Origin of the sequence: Flavobacterium sp. Root935 (assembly GCF_001429295.1) — a bacterium.
Taxonomy (GTDB): domain Bacteria; phylum Bacteroidota; class Bacteroidia; order Flavobacteriales; family Flavobacteriaceae; genus Flavobacterium.
The window spans coordinates 1,307,427-1,327,108 of the sequence record NZ_LMJL01000008.1 but is presented as its reverse complement, the minus strand read 5'-3'; the positions used below and the strand labels follow the sequence as shown (position 1 = coordinate 1,327,108).

Genomic DNA, 19,682 nt, shown 5'->3' with positions numbered 1-19,682 from the left:
AGTAGTTAAGCCCGCCTGCGCAGATGGTACTGCAGTATTGTGGGAGAGTATGTCGCCGCCTTTCTTTGAAAACCCTATCCAAACTGGATAGGGTTTTTTGTTTTGTATTTGTTTGATTTTGTTAAAAGATACATTAAAGATTAAACTGTTAAATTATAGTCAATTGTTTGTTCTTCTACATTGATACTTTAGAAGTTTTAAATTTGAATGAGTATTTTTGTGCTCAAATTATTATTTAAACATGAGAAAAAGTATTTTACTGTTGGCACTTTTTATAATTACAAATCTAAGTGCACAACAACGTCCTAAGTTAGTTGTAGGTATAGTAGTTGATCAAATGAAAATGGAATATTTATACCGTTTTTCAGATGATTTTTCCCCGAATGGTTTTAAAAAATTAATGAATAATGGATATGTTTTTCAGAATATGCATTATAATTATATGCCAACCTATACTGCACCAGGACATGCTTCTATATACACGGGTACAACTCCTGCTACGCACGGAATCGTAGGAAACGAATGGTTCAGTAGAACTCTTGGAAAAGAAATGTACTGTACAGATGACGCAGGTGTGAAAACGGTTGGAGACGGAACTGCAGAAGAAGGTGCAATGTCTCCTAAAAATCTTCAAAGTACTACAATAACAGATGAAGTTCGAATGGCAACTAATTTTGCTGGAAAAGTTATTGGAATGAGTCTTAAAGATCGTGGCGCAATTTTACCAGCTGGTCATTTTGCGAATTGGGCATTTTGGTACAGCAAAACAGGTTCATTTATTTCTAGCAGTTTTTATGGAGAAAAATTACCAGAATGGGTGTCTGAATTCAATAATGAAAAAAACTACTTAAAATATATTGATAAAGGCTGGGATTTGTATAAACCAGCTTCAGTTTATAATGAAAGTCTCCCAGATAATAATCCTTATGAGGGGAAATTGTACGGAAGTGCTGCTCCAGTTTTTCCATACGATTTGAAAACTATGTATGAGAAAAATGATGCTGGAATTATTCGTGCTACTCCTTATGGAAACGATCTTTTGGCAGATTTTGCTAAAAGAGCAATTGAAAAAGAAGAATTAGGAAAAGATAATATTACAGACTTCCTAACTGTGAGTTTTTCTTCAACTGATTACGTAGGTCATTTACTTGGACCAAGATCTATGGAACTTCAGGATACTTACTTGAGGCTAGATCAAACTATTGCTGATTTCTTAACCTATTTAGATAAAACTGTTGGTAAAGGTAATTATTTGTTGTTCCTAACTGCGGATCACGCAGGAGCAGAGAATGTAATTTACTTAAAAGACCGTAAATACAATGTAGATAACTATCCGTCAAAAGAAGTTAAGAAAAGCATGCAAGATTTCTCAGTAAAAACTTTTGGAGTAGATCTGGTTTTAAACTATTCGAATTTTAATGTTTTCTTGAATAAGAAGATAATTAAAGATAAAGGTTTAGAATTATCTAAAGTTAAAAAAGCTTTTAAAGATTTCTTGATTTCTCAACCACAAGTTAAAAAGGTTTATACAGAAGAAGAAATTCTAGCTAATGGTGGAAACGATTACGCTCTTAATTTTGTGGCTAAAGGATATGATGTTACACAAAATGGTGATTTAGTTATAGTTGATAAACCAGGGGATATTGAATATAGCACGACAGGTACATCTCATGGAACGATCTACAGTTATGATACTCATGTCCCAGCTATTTTTTACGGGTGGCATATCAAAAAAGGGGAATCTTATGATAAAAAAGCAATTACTGAAATAGCTCCGACAATTGCTCAAAAAATTAAAGTTACTTTTCCTAATGGAACTGAAGCAAAAGTATTGCAGGAAGTTTTAGATGAAAAGAAATAACATCTTAATATTATTAGAAATAGAAAACCTGTCTTTTATGAAGACAGTTTTTTTTATGCATAAAAAAAGGCTTTTCAATTAAGAAAAGCCTTTATAATAGTGACTTAGTAAGCACTTATTAAGTATTAGCACTATGCGTTTGCTAATACTATCTCTTCGTTAAAAGGAAGGTTCCAAGCTTCAGCAACTCCTTTGTAAAGGATTTTTCCATTAGCTACATTTAAACCTTTTTTCAATTCTTCATTTTCGTTACAAGCTTTCTCCCATCCTTTGTTTGCTAGTTGTACGGCATATGGTAAAGTTGCATTAGTTAAAGCTAAAGTTGATGTGTAAGGTACAGCACCTGGCATATTAGCTACACAATAGTGAACAATATCATCTATAATAAAAGTTGGATTTTCGTGTGTTGTAGGAGTACAAGTTTCAATACATCCACCTTGATCAACCGCTACGTCAACAACAACGGCTCCTGGACGCATTAATTTTAGCATATCACGAGTAATTAAGTGAGGTGCTTTTGCTCCTGGAATTAAAACCGCTCCAACAACTAAGTCAGCATCTTTAATTGCTCTAGTGATATTATAATGGTTAGACATTTCTGTATTTACATTCGCAGGCATAATATCATCTAATTGACGCAAACGAGGTAAACTTAGATCCATGATAGTAACTTGAGCACCTAAACCTGCAGCCATTTTTGCAGCTTGAGTTCCAACAATTCCTCCGCCTAAAACTAAAACTTTTGCAGGAGGTACACCTGGAACACCACCTAAAAGAATTCCTCTTCCTTTTAATGGTTTTTCAAGATATTTAGCTCCTTGTTGAATTGCCATACGACCTGCAACTTCTGACATTGGTACTAAAAGAGGTAAGCTGCGATCTGTTTTTTCTACAGTTTCGTAGGCTAAACAAACAGCTCCTTTCTCAAGCATAGCATGAGTTAGTTCTTCTGATGAAGCAAAGTGAAAGTAAGTGAAAAGTAATTGATCTTTTTTAATCAAAGGATACTCAGAAGCAATTGGTTCCTTAACTTTGATAATCATTTCTGCAATTGCATAAACTTCTTCAATAGTTGGTAAAACTACAGCACCAGCTTGAGCATATTCATCATCACTAAAACCACTTCCTAAACCAGCAGTAGCTTGAACATAAACTGTATGCCCGTGTTTTTTCATTTCTGATACACCAGCAGGAGTTAAAGCAACTCTGTTTTCGTTGTTTTTTATTTCTTTTGGAACACCTATTATCATTTTGTTATATATTTTTGTTTTTATTGAAATTGTTTTACAAATCTACAGAGAGAGAAGAAATTATGGTTTAATGATTGTTAAATAAGAAAATATTATTTTATTTTTTACTTTTACAGAAAAATATTCTGTTTTATGTTCAATTTTATTCTTGAAAAAGAAAAAAAGACTAAAAACTATTAATCTAATAAAACGTTTTCGCTATGGCTTTAGATGAAATTGACAAAAAAATCTTACGTCTTCTTCAAGAAGATGCACATTACACTTTAAAAGACATTGCAAACAAAATAAACTTGTCGCTAACTCCTGTTCATGATAGAGTGAAACGTCTTGAGAAAGATGGTATTATAGAAAAATATGTTACTATTTTAGACAAGAAAAAGTTGGGAAATAACTTAACGGTTTACTGCCAGGTCACACTTACAAAACAGACTTATGACACATCTGAAGGGTTTAATCAATCGATTTTAAATTTACCCGAAGTTGTGGAGTGTAATTATGTTTCTGGAAATTTCGACTATATGCTTAAAATCATTATTCCAGATATGGAAAGTTATCATCATTTCCATCAAAAGAAATTATCTGTTTTGCCTGAAGTTTCTTTGATCAATACGGTTTTTGTGATTTCGGAGGTAAAAAGTACTACGGTTTTGCCTATTTAGCAAATCAAAAAACCATCAAGAAAAGCCTGATGGTTCTAAGAAAAAAAGTTAATTTGGTTGAATTAATAATACGTATAACGTCTTACTTTGGCAATATATTTTGCTAAACGAATCACTTGATGACTATATCCATATTCGTTATCATACCAGATATACAAAACGATGTTTTTTCCATCCTTAGATACAATTGTCGCATTGCTGTCATATATGGAAGGGGCAGAAGTTCCAACAATGTCAGATGAAACTAATTCATTATTTAAAGAATATTTAATTTGTTCTACCAATTCTCCCTCAAGAGCATATTTCTTCATTATTTTATTAATGCCAGCAATTGATGTCGCTTTTTTAACTTCTAAATTTAAAACAACCAAAGATCCATTTGGAACAGGAACTCTAATCGCATTTGAAGTTAATTTTCCTTCTAAAGATGGCAAAGCTTTTGCAACGGCACTTCCAGCACCAGTTTCAGTAATTACCATATTTAACGCAGCAGCTCTTCCGCGACGGTATTTTTTGTGCATATTATCAACTAGATTCTGATCATTTGTATAAGCATGAATGGTTTCTAAATGGCCTTTAGTAACTCCCAAAGTATCTTCAATGACTTTCAAAACTGGAGTAATGGCGTTAGTTGTACAAGATGCTGCAGAAAAAATATCCACTTCATCAGGATTGTATTCATTTTGATTTACTCCGTAAACAATATTTGGAACTCCTTTTCCTGGTGCCGTTAATAAAACTTTTTCAACTCCATTTGATTTTAAATGTCTTTTTAAAGCTTCTTCCGTTGTAAAAGCTCCAGTATTGTCAATTAGTAAAGCATCATTAATTTCGTATTGCATATAATCAATTTCTTCAGGAGAATTTGCGGTTATGATATGAACTGTAGTTCCGTTGATAATTAGAGAGTTATTTTTTGGATCGGCAATAACAGATCCGTGAAAATCACCATGGATAGAATCATAACGGAGTAAAGAAGCACGTTTCTCTAAACTTGTCGCATCATTTTTATCACGAGTTACAATTGCTCGCAGACGCAGCTGATTTCCTTTCCCGGTTTTAGACATCAATTCTCTTGCTAATAAGCGTCCGATTCTTCCGAAGCCATATAAAACCACATCTTTCGGTTGAATTTCTTTTGATGATTTGGCTTTCTTCAATTTATCCATCACAAAATACCTTGCATCTGGATATTTTTCGTCCTCTAAGCGATATTCGTAGGTTAGTTTTCCAAGATCTATTTTTGCCGGTGGCAGTTCTAAAGATAAAACGACTTTTGCAATTTCTACAGAATCAAATATGGTGATTGGTTTTCCAACAAATTCACCCGCATATTGATGAAGGTTAATAATATCGCTGACATTTTTGTCTAGCAGTTGGTTTTTAAATAAAACCATTTCTACCGATTTGTCATACCATAAATCACTTATGATTTTAATTAATTCGACTCCAGCTCTTCTTCGGTCGACCTGTAATGATACCTCTTTTTGGTACAAAGATTTGTTGTTCATAATAGATTAAATTGAAATAATAAAACGCTCACTTATTTTATAATTTGGCGCAAAAGTATCTATTTCAATCGATTTCGTAAACTATTTTAGCATTTATTTTAAAAAATAAAAAAGCCATCTTAAATTTCCTAAGATGGCTTTTTTAGTTTTCAGTCTCAGTCACAGTGTTCAGTTGTAAAAACTGTAAACTGGGACTGAGTACTGTGACTTAAATTATAATTCTAAAAATTTCTCCGTTTCTGTTGATCATTTCAATTCGAACACTTTGGCCTTCGTCTTTTTTACTTAAGAGTTTCGAAACTGTTTCAACATTTGTTGCTTTAACATTATCAATACTTAAAATGATATTACCTTGTAGTTCATTTTGATACTGCATTAAATTCTCATTTGTAATATTTTTAATCTTAACACCATAATCAATTCTGAATTTTTTCTTGTCTGCAGCATCGATATTTTCTAATTCAATTCCTTTAAACTCGGCGCTGTAAAATTCATTTTTACTTAAAGTTACTGGAACAGTTTTAGTTTTTCCATCTTTAATATACGTTACTTTTACTACATCATTTGGGCGTTTGGTATTAATGTAACCTGATAAATCTGCATATGTAGAAATATTTTGATCATCTAGCTTTACAATAATATCACCTTTGCCTAAGCCTGCTTTTTCTGCGCCAGAATTTTTGGTTACTCTATTAATGTAGAATCCTTGAGTTTCTGTAATACCTAATTCTTTAGATGCGGTACTATTTAGTTCACCACCTTCAACTCCTAAAATTCCTCTTTGCACATTTCCATATTCCATAATATCCTCGATTATTTTTCGAGCGATATTAGAAGGTACAGCAAAAGAATATCCTACATAAGAACCAGTCATTGAGGAAATCATGGTATTAATTCCAATTAGTTCGCCTCTCGCATTAACTAACGCTCCACCGCTATTTCCTGGGTTAACTGCTGCGTCTGTCTGGATAAATGATTGAATGCCGCTTTGATCTAAATTTCTGGCTTTCGCCGAAACAATACCAGCAGTTACTGTAGAAGTTAAGTTATACGGATTTCCAACTGCCAATACCCATTCTCCAACTTTTACGCTGTCTGAATTTGCGAAAGCGGTGTAAGGAAGTTTTTCATCGGCATTGATTTTCAAAAGTGCTATATCCATTTTTGAATCTGTACCGATTAACTTCGCTTTATATGATTTTTTATTGTTTAAAGTAATTTCGATTTCCGTAGCATCTTTAATAACGTGATTGTTGGTTACAATGTATCCATCTTCGGAAATAATTACACCAGAACCAGTACCAACTTGTTCTTGTTGCTGCTGTCCTCCGTAACCATAGAAAAATTCAAGCATCGGATTACTAACGGTTCTTCTAGAAACATTTTTTACGTGAACAACGGTATGGATAGTTTTGTCTGCGGCTTCGGTAAAATCTACTGTTTCAGCTGCTAAACCAACATTTTTTCCAAATGAATTGGGGGCAAGAGTAACAACAGAATTTCCTTTTCCAAAAAAAGAATTGTTGCTTTCAAATAATAACTTGTAAGCACCAAGAGTAATAGCACCACTTAATAATGACACTAAAAATAAGGCTGAAAATCTTTTCATATTAGAATTTGTAATTAAAGTTATTAGAATTTATGTTCATGTTATTTAACGTAAAATTACTTCAAAAAATTATTTGTAAAAACGGTTTAACTCTCTTTAACAATGATTAACATTTCATTAATTAATAGTTTGTACTTTTGTATTTCTAATGACTAAAAAATGCAAATAGAATTTTATAAATATCAAGGAACCGGGAACGATTTTGTAATGATTGATAATCGTTCAAATTTCTTTCCAAAAGAAGATGTTAAACTTATTGAACGCTTGTGCGACAGACGTTTCGGGATTGGAGCTGATGGATTGATTCTGCTTGAAAATGACTCTGAAACCGATTTTAGAATGGTTTATTATAACTCCGATGGAAATCAAAGCTCCATGTGCGGCAATGGTGGGCGTTGTCTCGTTGCTTTTGCCAATCAGTTGGGAGTAATTGATGACAAAACAACTTTTATTGCCACTGACGGATTACACCATGCTTCTGTTAATGATGATTCTATTGTTTCCTTGCAGATGATTGACGTCAACGAAATACAGAAAAAAGATTCTTATACGTTCTTAAATACTGGATCGCCACATCATGTTCAAATTGTAGATGATTTGGAACACTATAATGTAAAAGAAAATGGCGCAGCAATTCGTTATGGAGAATTATATGGAGAAAAAGGCAGCAACATCAATTTTGTAAAAAAAGTTGATAATGATACTTTTTCTTTGAGAACGTATGAAAGAGGTGTTGAAGACGAAACATTGGCATGTGGAACGGGAGCAACTGCAGTTGCAATAGCGATGAATGCAATTGGCGAAACAGATAAAACCTCAATTAATTTAAATGTTGAAGGTGGAAAACTTGTGGTTTCTTTTGATAAAGAAAATGATGGTTACACAAATGTTTTCTTAACTGGACCTGCAAAATTTGTTTTTAAAGGAACAATTGAGATCTAATGTTAAATTCCAACATTTTAAGTTCCAAATTCCAATTGACATTCTAAAATCTGCAATCTAAAATTTAAAATCTAAAATTGTAAATGATAACATTAAAAGGAGATTCTATTTATCTGCGTGCACTTGAGCCTCAAGATTTAGAGTTCATTTATTCGATAGAAAATGATGAGAATATCTGGGAAGTTAGCAATACGCAAACTCCTTACAGCCGTTTTTTGATTAAACAATATTTAGAAAATGCCCATCAAGATATTTATGAAGCAAAACAACTTCGTTTGGCAATCTGTCAGGATGAAGATTTTCCTGCTGTTGGATTAATTGATTTATTTGATTTTGATCCTAGAAATAATAGGGCAGGAATTGGGATTGTTATTCAGAAAGAAGAAAATCAAGGAAAAAATATTGGTTCTGAGGCTCTAGAACTTTTAATAAAATATTCTTTTTATAATTTAAACCTCCATCAATTGTATGCAAATATTGGTGTACAAAATGTAGCTAGTCTTGCACTTTTTACTAAATTTGGTTTTAAGAAAATCGGAATAAAGAAAGATTGGATCTTGTATCATAACCACTACCAAGATGAAGCAATTTTTCAATTAATTAATAAACAAATTTAAATTTTAAGCTTTGACTCTAAAAAAAATTATCACAATAAGTGCCGTAGCCGTAATTTCAGTCTTAATGATTTATGGTTTTATTTTAATCAGTAAAATTTTTAGTTCTAATACTAAGTTTGAAGAAAAAGAATTGTACGTGTATGTGCCTACAGATGCAACTTATGCCGATGTAAAAAAGATATTATCGCCTTACATCAAAAATTTCGACAATTTTGAAATGGTTGCCGAAAAGAGAGATTATCCGGAAAATGTAAAATCTGGACGTTTTCTTTTAAAGAAAGACATGAACAATATTGATCTAGTACGAGCAATGCGTTCTAATATTCCAGTGAAATTGGTTTTTAATAATCAAGAACGTCTAGAGAATTTTGCCGGAAGAATTGGTTCAGAAATAGAAGCAGATAGTTTATCATTAATGAAAGCTATAAAAGATTCTACTTTCTTAGCAGCAAATGGTTTTAATGAAGATAATGTTTTTGCTATGTTTATTCCAAACACATATGAAATCTATTGGAATACTTCGGCAGAGAAGTTTCGTGATAAAATGATTAAGGAGTATAATAATTTCTGGACAGGTGATAGAATTGCTAAAGCAAAAGCGCAAGGATTAACTCCTGTTCAAGCTACGATTTTGGCATCTATTGTTCATAAAGAGTCAGTTAAAAAAGATGAAAGACCGCGTATTGCTGGTGTTTATTTAAATCGTCTTCGTTTAGAAATGCCATTACAGGCAGATCCAACTGTTATTTATGCATTGAAATTAAGAGACAATAATTTTGATCAAGTTATTAAAAGAGTTTTTTATAACGATTTGATTATGAGATCACCATATAATACATATGTGAATAAAGGACTTCCTCCAGGACCAATCGCTATGCCTGATATTACAGCGTTAGAAGCAGTTTTAAATCCAGAGAAAAACGACTATATTTATTTCTGTGCAAGTGTAGAACGTTTCGGATATCATGAATTTGCGGCAACATTGGCAGAACATAATGTAAACGCAAAGAAATATTCTGACTGGATCGCTAGTCAGGGCGTAACAAGATAATTTACTTTTTTAAATTATTCCAAACCGAAGTAATTTTACTTCGGTTTTTTTGTTTCTAATTTTTAGTTGAAAAGTGATTTCGATCTTAAAAATATCAAATTATTATTTTGAGTATTTTTTTGTTCAGCTTCATAAAAAAATAAACATTTTTTAATGGGAAATTTTATAAAATTCAAAAAGTAGTTTTCAAAATTTGGATCAAAACGAGTAAATAATTGTAATCTATTTCTTTCTTTTTAGCCTTTTTTACTTAAAATTAATATAAAATTTGATTTTTTTTGAGCCTAAAATTCAATTTTTGAAGGTAAAAAATCACTCGATAAAACTTTTGGAATCCATTATTATAACTGGGACGAAAGCAATTTTGAGTTTTTTGATAAAAATGTTAAAACGTTGATTTATAGCATATTTTTAAAATGCCTTATCTTTGCACCGTAGAAATTTCAAGAGGGTGACAGCGTCTTGAAGAAAAACAATTTATGATAAAGAAATGGTATTTTTATGCGAGTTTAGTCGTTATTATTACATTTTTAAGTTTGGGATTTATTCCCTCTAACCACGAAACCAAACCTTGGTTTTCAATTGAAAAAACAGATGGATCAGAATATATTTTTCCATCTAAAGAAAAGGATGATTATCCAAACACCAACGTCCCATATACAGGAAATCATCTAATAGGTTTTAAAGAAGCAGTTGCTTTTAAAGAATCTCAAGGGAAATACAGATTAGTAAATTCTCTTGGCTACATGGGTAAATATCAATTTGGTTCTAAAGCTTTAAGAGCAATCGGAATTAATGATAATAAAGCCTTTTTAAAAGATCCTGCCCTACAAGAAAAAGCTTTCATGGCTTTATTGGCCAAAAACAAATGGATTTTACGCAATGAAATCGAAAAGTATGAAGGCAAAATCATCAGCGGTATTGAAATTACCGAATCTGGAATTTTAGCTGCAGCGCATTTAGGCGGTGCAGGTTCCGTAAAGAATTTTTTCAAAAACAAAGGAAGCAGACATTTTAGAGATGCTTTTGGAACTTCTTTGAAAAGTTATATGAGAGATTTTGCAGGTTACGATCTTTCTTTTATAGAAGCAGATAGTAACGCAACAGTAAACGACTAAATTAAAAGAGGTTGTTTCATAATTTTGAAACAACCTCTTTTTCTATTTTTATCTCTTCAATCAGCCTTAAGTAATACTATAAAACCTTAAGAATTTTTTCATCAACATCCCCTAATAACTGAAAACCGAGACTGAGACTAAAAAACTTACTCAATCAAGGCCTCCAAGATTTTAATAGCAGCTTCACTGATTTTAGTTCCTGGACCAAACACGGCAGCAGCTCCGGCATCAAACAAAAATTGATAGTCCTGAGACGGAATAACACCGCCTACAATTACCATAATATCATCACGGCCATGTTTTTTTAATTCTTCTATAACCTGCGGGACCAATGTTTTATGACCGGCTGCAAGTGAAGAAACTCCTAAAATATGCACATCATTTTCTACAGCTTGTTTCGCTGCTTCAGCTGGAGTTTGAAATAACGGACCAATATCAACGTCAAAACCAACATCGGCATAACCAGTGGCCACTACTTTTGCACCTCTGTCATGACCGTCTTGCCCCATTTTAGCAATCATAATTCTTGGGCGTCTACCTTCTTGTTTAGCAAAAACATCAGCTAGTTGTTTTGCCCGCTCAAAATTTTCGTCATTTTTTATTGCTGCACTATACACACCGCTAAAAGATTTGATTTGTGCTTTAAAACGACCAAAAACAGTTTCCAATGCATTACTAATTTCGCCTAGTGTTGCTCTGTTTCTGGCGGCTTCAATTGCATTTTCTAATAAGTTTCCTTGTCCTGTTTGTGCACAAAGGATTAGTTTTTCTAGTGAATTATTTACTTTTTCTGTATTCCTTGTTCTTTTTATTTCTTCTAAACGTTCGATCTGCTGTTTGCGAACCAATTGATTATCAACATCCAAAATATCTAATGGATCTTCTTTTTCCAATCGATATTTGTTAACGCCGACAATAATATCCTGTCCGCTGTCGATACGCGCTTGTTTTCTCGCGGCAGCTTCTTCGATTCTAAGTTTTGGGATTCCAGCTTCAATTGCCTTAGTCATGCCGCCTAATTCCTCAACTTCTTCAATTAATTTCCAAGTTTTTTCTGTGATGTCATTAGTTAAACTTTCCACATAATAACTTCCAGCCCACGGATCAACTGTTTTAGTAATCTTAGTTTCCTCCTGAAGAAAAATTTGAGTGTTACGAGCAATTCTTGCGGAGAAATCTGTTGGAAGCGCAATTGCCTCATCTAAAGCATTCGTATGAAGCGATTGTGTGCCTCCAAAAACTGCTGCAGCAGCTTCAATACAAGTTCTAGCAACATTATTAAACGGATCTTGTTCTGTTAAACTCCAGCCGCTAGTTTGACAGTGTGTTCGCAAAGCCAAAGATTTATCACTTTTCGGATTAAACTGCTGTAGTAATTTTGCCCAGATCATACGTCCAGCCCTCATTTTGGCAATTTCCATAAAATGATTCATCCCGATTGCCCAAAAGAAAGATAGCCTCGGAGCAAATTCATCAATTGTCATTCCTGTTGATAATCCTGTTCGAATGTATTCTAAACCATCTGCTAAAGTATAAGCCAATTCAATATCGGCAGTGGCTCCAGCTTCCTGCATGTGATAACCAGAAATCGAGATAGAATTGAATTTTGGCATTTTTTTGCTAGTAAATTCAAAAATATCAGCAATTATTTTCATCGAAGGAGCAGGAGGATAGATGTAGGTGTTTCGTACCATAAACTCTTTCAAAATATCATTTTGGATAGTACCTGCTAATTTTTCTGGGGTAACACCTTGTTCTTCGGCAGCGACAATATAAAAGGCCATAATAGGTAAAACAGCTCCATTCATCGTCATTGATACCGACATTTCATCAAGTGGAATCTGGTCAAAAAGCACTTTCATATCTTCGACAGAATCTATTGCAACGCCGGCTTTTCCAACGTCACCCACAACTCTTTCATGGTCAGAATCGTACCCGCGGTGTGTAGGTAAATCAAAAGCTATTGAAAGTCCTTTTTGACCCGCAGCTAAATTCTTTCTGTAAAAAGCGTTGCTTTCTTCCGCAGTAGAAAATCCAGCATATTGACGTATCGTCCACGGGCGTCGTACATACATTGTTGCATATGGACCGCGTAAATTAGGTGCAAAACCAGCTCCGAAATCAAGAAATTCTAAATCTTCTATATCCTTTTCAGAATAAGTTTTTTTAATCTCAATTCCCTCTGCAGTTGTGAAGTATTGTTCTAAGTCTTCTGGGTTTTGCGTTGGTTCGCTTAACTCTTCACTTTTAACTTCCAGCTTTATATGTTTAAGGTCTTTTCTCATTTTATATTGAATGACTACTGAAGATTTTTAAGAGCATTAATCATATTATTCATTATCATGTAATATGGTAAATAATAAAAAAGTATAGCTAATAACATGGTTGTAATTGCTATGAAAATCTTTTTATAGTTTTTATATGTGATTCCGATTGTCAAATAGATTAAACAAGTAACTATCATAATTAATGATAATATCCAAAAGATAACAAAATAAATTCCCATCTTATTCTTGTTCTAATCGTTCCTGTTCCATTTTTTCTGAAAGTCTTTTTTCGATTATGGGCGTAATTAATGTTTTTCTGGGTTTGATTTTGACAAAAGGAAACAGTTCTAAATCATGCTTCATTCTGTCTTCTTTGTTCGGATATTTATTTGTTCCTAAAAGAATTTCCTTTTTAGAATCAAATAATTCCTGTTCTTTATTGGCACTTTCCTGAATTTTCTTTTTGATTGTTCCATCATTTAAAAGCTTCAAGAAACCTCCATTAGCTTCAATATCTTTAAACAAGGCTAAAGCTTTTTCGGCGATCTGCATTGTTAAACTTTCGATATAATAACTTCCATCAGCTGGATTATTTACTTTGTCAAAATAGCTTTCGTGTTTTAAAATCAAAAGCTGGTTTCTGGCGATGCGGTCTCCAAATTCATTGTCTTTATGATACAAGGCATCGTATGGCAAATTAGCAATTGCATCTGCACCTCCTAAAATTGCCGACATGCATTCTGTTGTTGTACGAAGCATGTTAACATTATAATCGTAAATCGTTTTATTTCGTTTTGTCGGCGTTACCAAAAAATGGCATTTTATTTTAGAATTGTATTCTTTTGCTATTAAATCGAAAAGCATTCTAAGTGCGCGAAGTTTTGCAATTTCGAAGAAATAATTGGTTCCAACAGAGATTTGAAAAACAATTGGTTTCGTTAATTCAGAAAAACGATTCAGGTATTCGTTAGCATGCGCTAGACTGTATGCAATCTGCTGGGTAATATTTGCACCCGAATTTTGATATAAACCTAGATCTACGCTTAAGAGATTTAAGTTGGTTGTATTTTTAAATAGTAAATCTAAAGTTTCAAAATTATTTTTCTCTGAAGTTGTAAACCAATTTCCGTCGCGTGCTAATTGTCCAATAGGATCAAAATTGCAATAAAAATAAGCCTTTTTTTGGATTGAAATTGTATCTAATTTTTTAACGAAATCGATTGAGATAAAATTGAAATTAAAGTAAACGATTTTGTTTTCTAAAGGAAGATTCTCTAGTAATTTTTGAACATCAATTTTGTCATTTTCTATAGTAAAACGAAGACTTTCGGCACCTCTTTCTAAAGTGTTCAAAGCTCGTTCGATAGATTTATCGACATCATAAACAAAGATATTCTGGCAGATTTTAAAATCAGAGGCTTGTGTATTTACATTTGCTGCTTTGGTGAATTCATCGCTGTGATAAAAAGGTTTTACCTGAATATCTTCTGGAGAATTCCAAATAACAGTTTGATTATAATCGGCTCCATCTAATTCAAACTGAATTTTTTGTTTCCATTGTTTGGATGAAATCGGATTAAAATCGTCGAATAGGTTAGTGGCCATTTTATTTTTTTTGATTATTCTTTTTCTGGAATAGTGTCTCCTTCAAATTGTATGATGTAGATATCTTCGCTGTCTTTTTTCATGAAATACTTTTCGCGGGCGTATTTCTCAATTTGTTCTGGATTTTTTAATTGCTTGATCTGTTCCTGATCTTTTTTGATTTCTTCCTGATAATATTTTTTATTATCCTGAAGCTCATTTATTTGCTGATCTAAAAAGCGATGATCAAAATAAGAGTAGTTGTCTAAAAATAACATCCAAACAATAAAAAACAGCAACACCCAAACGTATTTGTTTCCAAGGTATTTGAACCATTTTTTGTCTTTATATGGATTTTTTAATTTCATTTTTAAACGAATATTGTTTTGAATATGATTGGTGTTTTTTTAGCCCCGATAGAAGTGAAAATCCTTTTGTGTCTCGTTTCTTTAACGAGACACAAAAGATTGTAACGAATAGCGGGAAACAGCTCCTTATTATTATGGTTTAAATTTACGATAAAAATTATGAAATTCGCTGATTAATTACTGCGCGAACTACATCAATTGCTACAGTATTGTATTTGTCATTTGGGATAATAATGTCTGCGAAAGCTTTAGACGGCTCGATAAATTGCTCATGCATAGGTTTTAAAGTCGTTTGGTAACGGTTTAAAACTTCGTCAATATCACGTCCGCGTTCTGAAATATCTCTTTTTAGACGACGAATTAATCTTTCATCAGAATCTGCGTGAACGAAGATTTTAATATCGAACATTTCACGTAATTCTGGATTTGTTAAAATTAGAATTCCTTCTACGATCATTACTTTTCGAGGATGAGTTGAAACCGTGTCATCTGTTCTATTGTGCTGTACAAAAGAATAAACAGGCTGATCGATTGTTTCTCCAGCTTTTAAAGCTTTTAAATGTTTTTCTAACAATTCAAAATCGATAGCACGCGGATGATCAAAATTAATTAATGCTCTTTCGTCAAAAGACAAATTGGTTGTTTCTTTATAGTACGAATCTTGAGAAATCACCCCAACTTCTGTGTGTGGCAATTCATTCATAATTTGGTGTACTACTGTGGTTTTTCCACTTCCTGTTCCTCCTGCAATTCCAATAATGAGCATAAAATTTTTGTTTGATATTTGTTTGGCAAAAATAATAATTTAACTGAATCGCTAAACATATTATCTGTTTTAAACCATATAAGTAATATAAGTAAATTTAAGCGGAAAATTTTTTAAGCAAAACAGTACTTAACTGAACTTATATCACTTATATGGTTAAAATGTTTGTTTTTATTTTAAAAAAAATCCCGAAAGTAAACCTTCGGGATTTCGTGCAATCAGTATAGTTTTAAAAAAATATTCTGAATTTAGTAAGCACTTGTAATTATTTATTCTTTTTTGCTTTAATCATCATTTCAAGCTGATCCCAAAGTTCTTCTGGAATTGCTTCTAATAAGTTGAATTGGCCTGCGCCTTTCAACCACTCGCCTCCATCAATCGTAATTACATCTCCATTGATATAGGCTGAAAAATCAGATACTAAATAAGCTGCTAAATTGGCTAATTCCTGATGATCACCAACTCTTTTCAATGGCACTTTTTTAGCCATATCAAATTTTTCAGATAAATCTCCAGGCAGTAATCTGTCCCAAGCTCCTTTTGTTGGGAAAGGTCCTGGAGCAATTGCATTAGAACGAATTCCGTATTTTGCCCATTCTACAGCAAGACTTCTTGTCATTGCCAAAACCCCTGCTTTTGCTGTAGCGCTAGGAACAACATAAGCAGATCCTGTCCAAGCATAAGTAGTTACTATATTTAAAATCGTTGCCGAAGTTTGTTTCGTGTCGATCCAGTGTTTTCCAAACGCAAGTGTACAGTTTTTAGAACCTTTCAACACAATATCTATAACTGTATCAAATGCATTAGCAGACAATCTTTCTGTTGGTGAAATAAAATTTCCTGCTGCATTATTTAAAAGAACATCCACTTTGCCAAAAGCTTTTAAAACTTCTTGAAGCATGTTTTCTACTTCTTCGTAATGACGAACATCGCATTGCAAAGGAAGACATTTGCCGCCAGTTTCGCTTTCCAGTTCGGCAGCTGTAGTTTTTAACTTTTCCAGATCTCTAGAAGTTATCGCTACTTGAGCTCCTAATTCGAGAAAATATTTGGTCATAGCTTTACCTAAACCACTTCCGCCGCCTGTAACGACAATGACTTTGCCTTGTAAAGCATCATCACGTAACATTTTGTCTGTATAGCTCATACTTTTCTTTTTTTGCAATATTAGTTAAATAAAATAGGATGCACGCATAATAATGTTATAAAATTTTGAAAAATTTTATATTCCGCATAATTTTTTCGCAGCAGATTCAAGTGTAAAGTCGTCTTTGGCGAAACAAAACCGAATTAATTTTTGATCTTTATGATCAGAGTAGAAAGTCGAAATCGGAATTGCTGCAACACCGTAATTAATGATTAGGTTTTTGCAGAAAGTCACATCATCTTCGTTTGAAATATTTGCATATGAAGCGACTTGAAAATAAGTTCCTTCGCAGGGCTTTAATTCAAATCGGCTGTTTTGAAGTAATTTTTGAAAGTAATCTCTTTTTTCTTCATAGAATTTTCCAAGAAGATTGACATCGACAACGTCTAAATATTCGTTGATGGCAAATTGAGAAATACTATTAACGCTGAAAACCAAAAACTGATGCACTTTCTTGATTTCTTTCATTAAATGTTCTGGCGCAATTGTGTAGCCAATTTTCCAGCCTGTAATATGAAATGATTTCCCGAAAGAAGAAACCATTATGCAGCGATCTAAAAGAAAGTTTTTGGTGTGTGCTGAAATATGTTTTTCTTCAAAAGTAATATATTCGTAAACTTCGTCGGATAAAACTAAAAGGTCTGGATATTTGGAAAGGATTTTTTCTAACTCAAGAAAATCAGCTTCAGTTAATATTTTTCCAGTCGGATTATGCGGATTATTGATGATAATCATTCGGCTTTTTGCTGAACACGCCTTTTCGATTGTTTCCCAATTTGGTGTATAATCGTCGTTTAAAGCCACACGAACGGGCTTAGCTTTGCAGAGTAGAACAGGAGATTCGTATGAATCGTAGCTTGGATCAAGAATTATGACTTCATCATTTTCTTTTACTAAAGCTAAAATTGAAGTAAAAATTCCCTGTGTAGCGCCAGCTGTAACTAAAAGTTCTAAATCAGGATTAATTGTTCTGTTATAAGAATCTTGAATTAGTTTGGCAATTTTATTCATCAACGGAGGATAACCTGCCATTGGAGTATATTGGTGAACGTTTTCATTCGCTAATCTTGCAACTATATCTGTTAATCTTTCATCTACAGGAAAATTTGGAAATCCCTGCGAAAGATTTATCGCATTGTATTCGGCTGCCATTTTTGACATTACCGTGAAAATGCTTGTGGTTACGTTTGGGAGTTTACTCATGCTTGAAGTTTGATTAGGAGAAAAACTTATTTAATAAAAAGGAAGACCAATTGAGAATTTAATTGATTGTTATAGGGAGAGCAAATAAAACCCTAACGTCTTGTCCTTCTAATTTTCCTGAATTCCATTTAGGAGATAGCTTTAAAACCCTAATTGCTTCATTTCCTGTGTTAAAACCGAGATCTTTTACAATTTTTATTTCATTTAACGAGCCATCTTTTTCAACAACAAAAGTGGCTACAATTCTTCCTTTTACGGTAATGGGCTTTTCTTGTGGAATTTTATAATTCTGAGAGATGTATTTATAAAATTCATTTAATCCTCCCGGAAACTCTGGTTTAATATCTATTCCTGCGGTATTGTAAACATGATTTTCATCGTCAGAAAGAACACTAACAGTTTTAGTTGCTTGAGAGAATGAACTTTGGGCAGCACAAATTAAAATCAGAAATAAAAGTTTTTTCATGGATGATGGTTTGAGTTAGTCTACATTTTATGGATAATAAAAATCGTTGGTCTATTATGTAAATCAACTTTCAGTTTTTTCCAGTCGGCAATTTTCATTGTTTTAATGAATTCTGTCGGCAGTGTAATATCTGTGGCGATACATAAATGTGTTGACGGACTTACAATCTGCAAAATATCTTCAACCAATTTGTTGTTTCTATAAGGAGTCTCAATAAAAATCTGTGATTGGTTTTTATCAAAAGATAATTTCTCAAAATGTCTCAATGCCGATTTTTTCTCGTCTTTGTCAATTGGCAAATATCCGTTGAAAGTAAAACTCTGGCCATTCATTCCAGAAGCCATCATAGCAAGTAGGATAGAAGATGGTCCAACCAAAGGCACAACCTGAATTCCTTTTTCGTGTGCTAATTTTACAATTACCGCACCTGGATCAGCGATACCAGGGCATCCTGCTTCACTCATTAAACCCATATTTTTTCCTTCTAACAAAGGTTTGATAAAGTCTAAATGTTCGTTTGGTTCAGTACGTTTGTTAAGAGTAAAAAGCACCAACTCGGATTGCTTTTTTTCAGGATAAACTGCTTTAATCGATTTTCTAGCGGTTTTATCGTTTTCAACAATATAGTGGTCTATAAGTTCGATACTTCTTTTAACTGTTTGAGGTAAAACATCCATCGGATCGTTTTCGCCCATTGTAGTTGGAATTAGATATAGTTTTCCTAGAAGTTTCATGTGTATATGTTTAAAATTAAAAAATTCAATTATCTCATTTTTGAAACAATTGAATTAAATTAAGCGTGTTTTTTGATTAGTTTTTCGGCGATCAAGTCTGTTACTTCGTCCAGCATTTGATAAACATTTTCAAATCCGTTTGTAGCACCGAAGTATGGATCTGGAACGTCTACATTTTCGTCGGGAAATAATTCATTTAGAATCAAATGAACTTTGTTTTTGTGTTCAGGATTTTTAGCAAGATGATTTACATCATTAAAATTTGAATTGTCCATTACAAAGATGTAATCAAATTCATCAAAATCACTGGTTTTAAACTGTCGGCCTTTTTGTCCGCTGATATTGATACCGTTTTTTTTGGCAACCTCGATCGAGCGTTTGTCAGGACAGTGGCCTACGTGCCAAGAACCTGTTCCGGCTGAATCAACAAAGAATTTATCTTTAGGTAATTTAGAAGCTAAAATTCCTTCTGCTAAGGGAGATCTACAGATGTTCCCTAAACAAACCATTAGGATTTTTACAGGCATGA

General features: G+C 33.0%; 18 protein-coding genes. 6 read left to right on the top strand and 12 right to left on the bottom strand.

The features are described 5' to 3' along the window. The first annotated feature begins 241 nt into the window (after positions 1-241). The gene (gene pafA / locus ASE40_RS10895) at positions 242-1,861 is read left to right on the top strand and encodes an alkaline phosphatase PafA (RefSeq protein WP_057116968.1); all 1,620 of its coding nucleotides are present in this window, start codon (positions 242-244) and stop codon (positions 1,859-1,861) included. 131 nt (positions 1,862-1,992) lie between these two features. Here the strand turns inward: pafA and ald are convergent, their stop codons facing one another. Then, entirely contained in the window at positions 1,993-3,111 is a 1,119-nt protein-coding gene (gene ald, locus ASE40_RS10890) for an alanine dehydrogenase (protein WP_057116967.1), read from the bottom strand. Between the two features lie 200 nt (positions 3,112-3,311). Between ald and ASE40_RS10885 the strand changes: the two genes are divergently transcribed. Further along, the gene (locus ASE40_RS10885; protein WP_053474073.1) at positions 3,312-3,770 is read left to right on the top strand and encodes an Lrp/AsnC family transcriptional regulator; all 459 of its coding nucleotides are present in this window, start codon (positions 3,312-3,314) and stop codon (positions 3,768-3,770) included. Positions 3,771-3,832: 62 nt separating this feature from the next. Here ASE40_RS10885 and ASE40_RS10880 read toward each other — a convergent pair whose 3' ends face one another. Both ASE40_RS10880 and ASE40_RS10875 read right to left on the bottom strand, forming a co-directional pair. Beyond that, on the bottom strand, positions 3,833-5,281 hold the full coding sequence (locus ASE40_RS10880) for a glyceraldehyde-3-phosphate dehydrogenase (RefSeq protein ID WP_057116966.1): 1,449 nt from the start codon (positions 5,279-5,281) through the stop codon (positions 3,833-3,835). 208 nt (positions 5,282-5,489) lie between these two features. Further along, the gene (locus ASE40_RS10875) at positions 5,490-6,890 is read right to left on the bottom strand and encodes a Do family serine endopeptidase (protein WP_057116965.1); all 1,401 of its coding nucleotides are present in this window, start codon (positions 6,888-6,890) and stop codon (positions 5,490-5,492) included. A gap of 159 nt (positions 6,891-7,049) precedes the next feature. Between ASE40_RS10875 and dapF the strand changes: the two genes are divergently transcribed. From dapF to ASE40_RS10855, 4 genes are all read left to right on the top strand, one after another. After that, on the top strand, positions 7,050-7,832 hold the full coding sequence (gene dapF, locus ASE40_RS10870; protein WP_057116964.1) for a diaminopimelate epimerase: 783 nt from the start codon (positions 7,050-7,052) through the stop codon (positions 7,830-7,832). A gap of 83 nt (positions 7,833-7,915) precedes the next feature. Further along, positions 7,916-8,449: a GNAT family N-acetyltransferase gene (locus ASE40_RS10865; RefSeq protein WP_057116963.1), complete on the top strand. Its 534-nt coding sequence runs from the start codon at positions 7,916-7,918 to the stop codon at positions 8,447-8,449. A 10-nt stretch (positions 8,450-8,459) separates the two neighbouring features. After that, the gene (mltG, locus tag ASE40_RS10860; protein ID WP_057116962.1) at positions 8,460-9,500 is read left to right on the top strand and encodes an endolytic transglycosylase MltG; all 1,041 of its coding nucleotides are present in this window, start codon (positions 8,460-8,462) and stop codon (positions 9,498-9,500) included. 479 nt (positions 9,501-9,979) lie between these two features. Then, positions 9,980-10,618: a hypothetical protein gene (locus tag ASE40_RS10855; protein WP_057116961.1), complete on the top strand. Its 639-nt coding sequence runs from the start codon at positions 9,980-9,982 to the stop codon at positions 10,616-10,618. Between the two features lie 146 nt (positions 10,619-10,764). Here the strand turns inward: ASE40_RS10855 and scpA are convergent, their stop codons facing one another. The 9 genes from scpA to ASE40_RS10810 form a co-directional block, all read right to left on the bottom strand. Continuing rightward, positions 10,765-12,903 (bottom strand): methylmalonyl-CoA mutase, encoded by a 2,139-nt coding sequence (scpA, locus tag ASE40_RS10850; protein WP_057116960.1) that lies wholly within the window; start codon positions 12,901-12,903, stop codon positions 10,765-10,767. Positions 12,904-13,125: 222 nt separating this feature from the next. Next, positions 13,126-14,490, bottom strand: coding sequence for a methylmalonyl-CoA mutase subunit beta (locus ASE40_RS10845; protein WP_057116959.1), 1,365 nt, complete (start codon positions 14,488-14,490; stop codon positions 13,126-13,128). 14 nt (positions 14,491-14,504) lie between these two features. Further along, the gene (locus ASE40_RS10840) at positions 14,505-14,837 is read right to left on the bottom strand and encodes an FtsB family cell division protein (RefSeq protein ID WP_057116958.1); all 333 of its coding nucleotides are present in this window, start codon (positions 14,835-14,837) and stop codon (positions 14,505-14,507) included. Positions 14,838-14,994: 157 nt separating this feature from the next. Next, positions 14,995-15,603: a uridine kinase gene (gene udk, locus ASE40_RS10835; protein ID WP_057116957.1), complete on the bottom strand. Its 609-nt coding sequence runs from the start codon at positions 15,601-15,603 to the stop codon at positions 14,995-14,997. Between the two features lie 265 nt (positions 15,604-15,868). Further along, a complete protein-coding gene (locus ASE40_RS10830; RefSeq protein ID WP_057116956.1) occupies positions 15,869-16,750 on the bottom strand; it encodes an SDR family oxidoreductase in 882 nt (293 codons plus the stop codon). 75 nt (positions 16,751-16,825) lie between these two features. Next, positions 16,826-17,953 (bottom strand): methionine aminotransferase, encoded by a 1,128-nt coding sequence (locus ASE40_RS10825; RefSeq protein WP_057116955.1) that lies wholly within the window; start codon positions 17,951-17,953, stop codon positions 16,826-16,828. Positions 17,954-18,011: 58 nt separating this feature from the next. Then, a complete protein-coding gene (locus ASE40_RS10820) occupies positions 18,012-18,419 on the bottom strand; it encodes an energy transducer TonB (protein WP_057116954.1) in 408 nt (135 codons plus the stop codon). Between the two features lie 20 nt (positions 18,420-18,439). Further along, positions 18,440-19,153 carry an SAM-dependent methyltransferase gene (locus ASE40_RS10815; RefSeq protein ID WP_057116953.1) on the bottom strand — a complete coding sequence of 238 codons (714 nt, stop codon included), beginning with the start codon at positions 19,151-19,153 and terminating at the stop codon, positions 18,440-18,442. A 59-nt stretch (positions 19,154-19,212) separates the two neighbouring features. After that, the gene (locus ASE40_RS10810) at positions 19,213-19,680 is read right to left on the bottom strand and encodes a low molecular weight protein-tyrosine-phosphatase (protein ID WP_057116952.1); all 468 of its coding nucleotides are present in this window, start codon (positions 19,678-19,680) and stop codon (positions 19,213-19,215) included. Positions 19,681-19,682 lie beyond the last annotated feature (2 nt).